The sequence below is a fragment of the Streptomyces murinus genome, assembly GCF_002154555.1.
In the GTDB taxonomy this organism is placed as follows: domain Bacteria; phylum Actinomycetota; class Actinomycetes; order Streptomycetales; family Streptomycetaceae; genus Streptomyces; species Streptomyces murinus.
This window is the reverse complement of sequence record NZ_MUNF01000336.1, coordinates 1-7,053: the sequence shown is the minus strand read 5'-3', so window position 1 is coordinate 7,053 and position 7,053 is coordinate 1. Positions and strand designations below refer to the sequence as shown.

The 7,053-nt window shown below is 70.7% G+C and carries 8 protein-coding genes and 2 pseudogenes; 9 read left to right on the top strand and 1 reads right to left on the bottom strand.

Translation table 11 applies throughout. The features are described 5' to 3' along the window. Positions 1-253 (bottom strand): annotated as a pseudogene (locus tag CCN72_RS20715) (hypothetical protein); the annotation flags it as partial. Between the two features lie 196 nt (positions 254-449). Here CCN72_RS20715 and CCN72_RS20710 point away from each other — a divergent pair. The 9 genes and pseudogenes from CCN72_RS20710 to CCN72_RS40010 all read left to right on the top strand — a co-directional run. Then, the gene (locus tag CCN72_RS20710) at positions 450-1,100 is read left to right on the top strand and encodes a prephenate dehydratase domain-containing protein (protein ID WP_085567287.1); all 651 of its coding nucleotides are present in this window, start codon (positions 450-452) and stop codon (positions 1,098-1,100) included. Beyond that, on the top strand, positions 1,087-2,052 hold the full coding sequence (locus tag CCN72_RS20705; protein WP_086808810.1) for an ornithine cyclodeaminase family protein: 966 nt from the start codon (positions 1,087-1,089) through the stop codon (positions 2,050-2,052). Before CCN72_RS20710 ends, CCN72_RS20705 begins: the two co-directional genes overlap by 14 nt. Then, positions 2,039-2,860: a PhzF family phenazine biosynthesis protein gene (locus CCN72_RS20700; protein WP_244174346.1), complete on the top strand. Its 822-nt coding sequence runs from the start codon at positions 2,039-2,041 to the stop codon at positions 2,858-2,860. Before CCN72_RS20705 ends, CCN72_RS20700 begins: the two co-directional genes overlap by 14 nt. Positions 2,861-2,889: 29 nt before the next feature. Continuing rightward, positions 2,890-3,183: a DUF1330 domain-containing protein gene (locus tag CCN72_RS20695; protein ID WP_086808809.1), complete on the top strand. Its 294-nt coding sequence runs from the start codon at positions 2,890-2,892 to the stop codon at positions 3,181-3,183. A 59-nt stretch (positions 3,184-3,242) separates the two neighbouring features. After that, a complete protein-coding gene (locus CCN72_RS20690; RefSeq protein ID WP_086808808.1) occupies positions 3,243-4,664 on the top strand; it encodes a phenylacetate--CoA ligase family protein in 1,422 nt (473 codons plus the stop codon). Beyond that, positions 4,661-5,632, top strand: coding sequence for a branched-chain amino acid transaminase (locus CCN72_RS20685; protein WP_086808807.1), 972 nt, complete (start codon positions 4,661-4,663; stop codon positions 5,630-5,632). Before CCN72_RS20690 ends, CCN72_RS20685 begins: the two co-directional genes overlap by 4 nt. A gap of 10 nt (positions 5,633-5,642) precedes the next feature. After that, entirely contained in the window at positions 5,643-5,939 is a 297-nt protein-coding gene (locus CCN72_RS20680; RefSeq protein WP_086808806.1) for a Dabb family protein, read from the top strand. Between the two features lie 99 nt (positions 5,940-6,038). Next, the gene (locus CCN72_RS20675) at positions 6,039-6,335 is read left to right on the top strand and encodes a hypothetical protein (RefSeq protein WP_086808805.1); all 297 of its coding nucleotides are present in this window, start codon (positions 6,039-6,041) and stop codon (positions 6,333-6,335) included. Between the two features lie 411 nt (positions 6,336-6,746). Next, positions 6,747-7,053, top strand: a pseudogene (locus CCN72_RS40010) (hypothetical protein); the annotation flags it as partial.

The following is a 7,053-nucleotide window of genomic DNA, read 5'->3' as shown; positions in this document are numbered from 1 at the left end:
CGCCGGCCGGCGCGCTCCAGGTGATGCCGACGACCTCGTGCATGCCGTCACAGGACTCCGTGGCGACCCCGAACCGGGGCCCCTGCCAGCCCTCGTCCACGACCGGCCCGTCCGGCCCGCCGCCGGCCGGGCCACCACCGGCCGACGGCCCGCCGGTCCCGGTGTGCGCGGCCCACCGCTCGACGGCCGACAGGTCCCGCAGGGCACGGCTGAGCCGTTCCGTCACCGGTTGCGGGTCCGGGAAATGCTTCACGAAACGCTCCTTCGCAGATAACCGACGCGCTCCATGCCACTGCTTTGCCGGTCGCGTCGTCAAGAGGCAGCTTCCATCGGCAGTTACCGGGGTGCTTGGCCGGATTCATGGAAACTCATCGGTCCTTCGAGTTAGCGTCCTCGTATTCCCACTGCTCGCCCGCTCGGCTTCCTGAAAGCAATGGAGGAACGCAACGATGAGGCAGATGGTAAATTGGCTGACCCCGTCCTTCGCCACCCATGGCGGAAGTCCGGGAGTAGCCACACTGGGACCTGCCGGTACCAGTAGCGAAGTCGCCGCAGGAATCGTCTGGCAGAGCCTTGAGGGCGATGTCCCCAGCACCCGGAACATCGCACTGCACCGGACGTACGAGGACGCCGCCGAGGCGGTGCTCAAGCAGGACGTGGACTACCTGGTGGTGGCCAACGCCTACAGCGGCATCAGCGAGTTCTACATGGACACCCGGCTGTCCCTGGCCGGCGTGTTCGTGATGGACACCCCTCACTACGGCATCGCCCAGCTGCCCGGCGAGGCGGTCCCGGACCGGCCGGTGGTCGCCACCCACCCGGCGCCCCGCCCACTGGTGGACGAGCTGCTGCCGAGCCACTTCACCGACCGGGAGATCCTTCAGGTCACCTCGACCAGCACGGCCGCGCAGTCGGTCCGGGACGGTGTCACGGACCTGGCGCTCACGACCGTACCGGCGGCCGAGGCCCACGGCCTGGAATTCATTTCCCGGAAGCGGTTCATCAGGATGCTCTGGTCCGTATTCACGCTGAACGGCGAGATATTCGTCGTCCCCGACGACACCGCGGAAGCGGGGAGGATCACCCATGCTCATACTTGACGGAGAGGCGGTCCGCGCCTCCTACCCGATGACCGAGGCGATCTCGGTGATGACGGAGGCGCTGCGCGCGTTTTCCTCGGGAAAGGTGACGCAACCGCTGCGGTCGGTTCTCGCGCCGCCTTCCGAGGAAGGTGTCTTCGCGATGATGCCGTGTCATGCGGAGGACCTCGGATACGGTTTCAAGGCCATCATGCACAATCCCGGGAACGAGGCCCGAGGACTGAGCACGCATATCGGCATGGTCACCGTTTTCGACCCGGAGACCGGTGAACTCTCGGCCGTCCTGGACGGCAGCGCGGTCACCGCGATCCGCACCGCCGCGGTCTCCGCCGTCGCCACCCGGGAACTGGCCCGTGCGGACGCGGGCGACCTGGCGATCCTCGGCTCCGGCACCCAGGCCCGCACCCATCTGGAGGCCGTCCGGCTGGTGCGGGACGTCCACCGGGTCCGGGTCTGGTCCCGCACCGCCGAACGGGCCCGGGACTTCCGGGACTGGGCCGCAGCCCAAGGCATGGACGTCGAAGTCGCCGCCACCCCCGAGGAGGCCGTACGCGGCGCGGATCTGGTGTGCACCACGACCGCCTCGCGCGTCCCGCTGATCGGGGCGGGTGCGCTGAGCCCCGGCGCCCATGTGAACGCGGTCGGCGCGTCCGTGCGCGGTGCCCGGGAGCTGGCCCCCGCCGCCGTCGCCGGCTGCGCGGTCTTCGTGGACAGCCGGGAGTCCGCCCTGAACGAGTCCAGTGACATCTGCGACCCGATCGACGCGGGCCTGATGGACGAGAAGGACATCAGGGGCGAGATCGGAGAAGTGCTCCTCGGCACCGTCGAAGGACGCACCGAGCCAAAGGAGATCACCTTGTTCAAGTCCCTGGGCCTGGCCGTCGAGGACGTCGCCTCCGGTTTCTCCATCGCGGCTCGGGCGCGGAAGGGCGGCATCGGTGTTGCTGTCTGAGGCGCGGCCGTCCACGCTGCGGGCCACCAAGGTCTTCGTCGTCGACGCGTTCGCCAAGCGCCCGTTCACCGGCAACCCGGCCGCCGTGTGCCTGCTGGAGGAGCCCAGGGACGAGGGCTGGATGCAGGCCCTCGCCCGGGAGATGAACCTCTCCGAGACGGCGTTCGTGACCGCCCGCGACGAGGGCTACGAACTGCGCTGGTTCACCCCGGCCAAGGAGGTCGACCTCTGCGGCCACGCGACCCTGGCCAGCGCCCATGTCCTGTGGCAACGCGGCTTCCGGAAGCGGGAGATCGACTTCCACACCCGCAGCGGCCTGCTCACGGTCAGCCGCGAGCAGCGCGAGATCGTCATGCGCTTCCCGGCGGAGCGCGCGGTGGCGACCGAGCCGCCGGCCGGACTGTGCGAGGCGCTGGGCGTGGATCCGGTGTGGACCGGCCGCAACAGGTTCGACTACCTGGTGGAGGTCGCCGACGCGGAGGTGGTGGCCGACCTCAAGCCCGACTTCGCCGCCCTCGCCGGCATCCCGACCCGCGGGGTGATGGTCACCGCGCCGGGCGGCTCGCACTCCGAGTTCGACTTCGTCTCCCGGTTCTTCGCACCGGCGTACGGCGTCGACGAGGACCCGGTCACCGGCTCCGCCCACTGCTGCCTGGGCCCGTACTGGGCCGACCGGCTGGGGCGCGCGGAGCTGTGGGGCTACCAGATGTCCCGGCGCGGCGGCACGGTCCACGTCACCGTCCTGGACGACCACGTGCTGCTGGGCGGTACCGCGGTCACGATCACGGCCGGCGCCTCGATCCCGTAGGCGACAGGGAAGGAAACGGAGGACAGAGCATGCCCGCGTACGTCATAGGGAACGTCACCACGCTGGAGACCAGCGACGAACTCGCCGAGTACCGCCGCCGGGTGGGCGCCACGGTGGCCCGGTACGGCGGGCGCTTCCTGGTCAGAGGGGGGAAGGTGGACGTCCTGGAGGGCGGCTGGCTCCCGGTCCACCTCACCCTCATGGAGTTCCCGGACGGTGCCGCCGTCCGCGCCTGGCTCGGGTCGCCCGAGTACCGGGAGATCGCCGCGCTCCGGACCGGCAGTGTGCGCACCGAGCTGGTCCTCCTGGAGAACGGCGACTGACGACCAGCACCTGTCGATCCGGCTTGTCCACGCAGGGATTCAGGAAGGTTTCACCTCACGTGTTCACCATCTTCGACGACGAACTCGACGCCCTCGCCCGCCGCTCGGTCGCCCAACAGCAGGAATTCCACGCCGGGTTGTGGGACCGGGAGCGCCTGTCGGCCCACCAGTTCGAGAACCTCCGGGAGAGCCTGCGCTATGTGCGCAAACGCTCCCCCTTCTACGCCGGACGGCTGGCGGGCCTGACGGACGCGCAGATCGAGGGCCTGGACGCCGCGGAGTTCGCCCGCACCGTGCCCTTCACCACCAAGCAGGACCTGCGGGAGCAGCGCTACGACATGCTCTCCAGGCCGGTGAGCGAGTCCTGGGTGTTCTACGAGACCACCGGCACCACCGGGCCCGCCACCCCGTGCCCCCGCGACAACACCGACTCCATCGTCAACAACGCCGCCCTCACGGTGGCCTACCGGGACATCTTCGAGCAGCACGGCGACCATCATGTCGTGGCGGTGCTCGGCCCGACCGAACTGCACTCCACGGGCGACACGTTCGGCGACGTCTGCCGCAATCTCGGGCACGCGGTCGTCAAGATGTGGCCGCACTCCCCGGTCGTGGGGTTCGAACGGGCCCTGCACATGCTGCGCGAACTGCGGGTGACGGCCGTCTTCTGCACGCCCGGCATGGCGATGTCGCTGGCCAAGGAGGCCCGCAAGGCGGGCCTCGACCCGGCGGCCGACTTCGATCTGCGGCTGCTGATGTTCGTGGGCGAGCTGGTCACCCCCAAGTTGCTGGAGAACCTGGGCACCATCTGGAACGCCCGCGCGTACAGCTGCATGTACGCCTCGCAGGAGTCGTCCATCGTGGGCACCGCGCACGCCGACGGCCGGCTGCGGACGGTGCCGTTGAACGTCTACTACGAGGTCATCGACCCGGGTACCGGGGAACTCGTGGCGCCGGACGCGCACCGGGTGCGGACGGGTGAGCTGGTCATCACCCATCTATACCAGGGTGCCAAGCCGCTGGTGCGCTACCGCACCGGCGACCTGGTGCGGCTGGAGCCGGCCGGCGACGACGGCTCCCCCGCGCAGGTCCTGACCCCGCTGGGCCGGGTGCGCGACCGCATCGATCTCAACGGCCGCACGGTCACGGCCTACGAGCTGGAGGACCTCGTCCTGTCCAAGGCGCCCGGCTGCCGCGACTACCACATCACCATCGACCGGGCGGCGGACGTCGACGTACTCGCCGTCGACCTCGACATGCCGGACCCGGCCGCCGCGCAAGACGCCCACGCGTCGCTCGTCGCGGCGGCCGCGGACGCCTGGGGCTGCCCGCTGACCGTCCGGCACACCGAGCTGGGCGCGATCACCACGACGGGCGCCATGGTCAGCTGGAAGGCGGCCCGGGTGCGGGACCTGCGCACGGCCTCGGACCCCGAGCACGAGGCGGCCCTGGCCATCGCCCGCCGACGGGACGCACGATGAGCGCCGGCCGCACCGCCGCCCCGGCCGCGGGCCGCTGGGTCTTCCACGACGGCGACTTCATGCCCGCCGCCGACGTACGGCTCAGCCCCAGCCTTCAGGCGCTCCAGTACGGCACCGGTGTCTTCGAGGGCATCCGCGCCTACGCCGCCGACTCGGGCGGCGCCCATCTGTACCGGGCCCACGACCACTTCACCAGAATGATCGGATCGGCGCGCCTGCTGCGGATCGCGATCGATCACAGCGCCGCCGAACTGGTCGGGATCGCCGCCGAGTTGCTGCGCCGCAACGGGCACACCGGTGACGCCTATCTCCGACCGCTCGCCTACAAGACGGCCCTGGAGCCGGGGGTGCCGTTCGGTGTGCGGCTCCAGGGGGTGTCCTCGGCGCTGACCATCGTCAGCCTGCCCATGGGCAGTTACCTGTCCAAGGACGGGATCAGCTGCGGGATCTCCTCATGGCGGCGGATCCCGGACAGCTCGCTGCCCGCCCGCGCGAAGATCACCGGCGCGTACGCCAACAACGCGCTGGCCACCGACGAGGCGACGGCGGCCGGCTACGACGACGCGATCTTCCTCAACCAGGCCGGCCATGTCGCCGAGGCCAGCACCGCCAACGTCTTCCTGGTGCGGGCCGGGCGGGTCGCCACCCCGGCCCAGGACTCCGACATCCTGGAGGGCATCACCAGGGACTCGGTGATCTCGCTGCTGCGCCGGCAGGCGGGCATCGAGGTCGAGCGGCGCACGGTCCTGAGGTCGGAGCTGCACACGGCGGACGAGATCTTCCTGACCGGCACCGGCTGCGAGATCGTCCCCGTCACCGCCCTGGACGGCCGTCCGGTGGGCTCCGGCGTGCCGGGCCCCGTCACCCGTACGGTCATGGCCGCCTACGACCGGTCCGTCCGCGGCCGGGACCCCCATGACGACCAGGGCTGGCTGACGCCGGTCCACGCGACCCCCGTCCTGCTCTGAGGAGGCACCGATGATCCGCCACACCGTCCTCTTTCGCTTCCGCCCCGAGGTCGACTGGTCCGACGCGCGCGCACGGGCCGCCGAGGAGGCCACCGCGGGCCACCCGGACCACATCGAGGAGATCCTCGGCTGGGAGTTCGGGCGCAACATGACCGAGCGGCCGGTCGCCTACGACTTCGCCCTGATCGGCACGTTCGCCGACCGGGGAGCGGTCGACCGCTATCTGACCCACCCCGACCACGTCCGCGGCGTCGAGCTGTGGAAGGAGATCGCCACCTGGGTGGTCGCGGACTTCGCTGTCGCCTGAGAGCCACCCCTCGACGGGCCGGACCGGCGGTGACCGATCCGGCCCGCGCCCGCCGCACCTTGCCCTCCGGTCCCACGACCCCAACCCGAGGATCACGACATGACAGCGCTCGTTCCCCGAAACGGCAGCCCCGCCACCCTTGTCGAGGAGGCCCTGGACGCCCTCCTGACCACCGCCGAACGCCGCGATCCCCTGGTGGAGGCCCAGGTCGCGGTGCTGGAGGCCGGACTGATGCTGACCCGGGCGGGCGCGGCCACCCCGTCCCCCGGCCGGCACGACCGCGTACAACTGCTGCGCGAGGCCCTGGGCTCGGTGCGCGCCGCCGTCATGGCCACCGGTGTCGCTGTGGTCAGGTCCAACGACGCGGCGCGGATTGCGGGTGCGGACGCCGGATAGAGCGGACTCGTTCACGAGCGGGATCGGCTACCGCCCGGGACGTGCGGCGAGAGTGCCGGGCAGCCCACCCTCACGTGACAACCCTCACACAAAGACAGCCACTAAGCACCCCGGATAGTAGGCGACCCTTCGGCGACATATGGGATTTGTCCGCCTTGGTATCGAAGCGGGCCGCTCCGGAGGCAGCCGCTCCCGGAAGGCGCAGGGGTGCTCACCAATCGCCCCGGTCGACGCGCTCTTGACGGCGCACCAGATGAAGGCAAACGTCGCGATCGCGAACTCGGCATCTTCGCGGGCATCTGGCAAGAGGCCCGCGCGGCTACGAGGCCGGGTAGGAGGACGGCTCGTTGCGGTCCTTTCCGGACCGTGCTGAGACTGGGCGCTCGGCGATCACCGAGCGAGGTTCACACAATGGGCAAGCATCGCAAGACGCAGTATTTCCGGCGCATGGTCATCGGCGCCGTCGCGGTCGGCACGGTGGGCGTACCGTCCGTCGCCCTGGCCTGTACGGACTGGCCGTCCGGCGCGACGGACCAGAGCGCCGCCGCCACCGACGCCACCGCTCTCGCGCTGGCGGACATACCCGCGCCCACGGACACGGCCACGGGCACGGCCGGGCAGACCGCGATACCGCAGCAGCCCGGCATGGCCCAGGCGATACCGAAGCAGCGGGCACACCACCATCACCCCCGCCACCTCCCCAAGGCCCCCGGAGCTG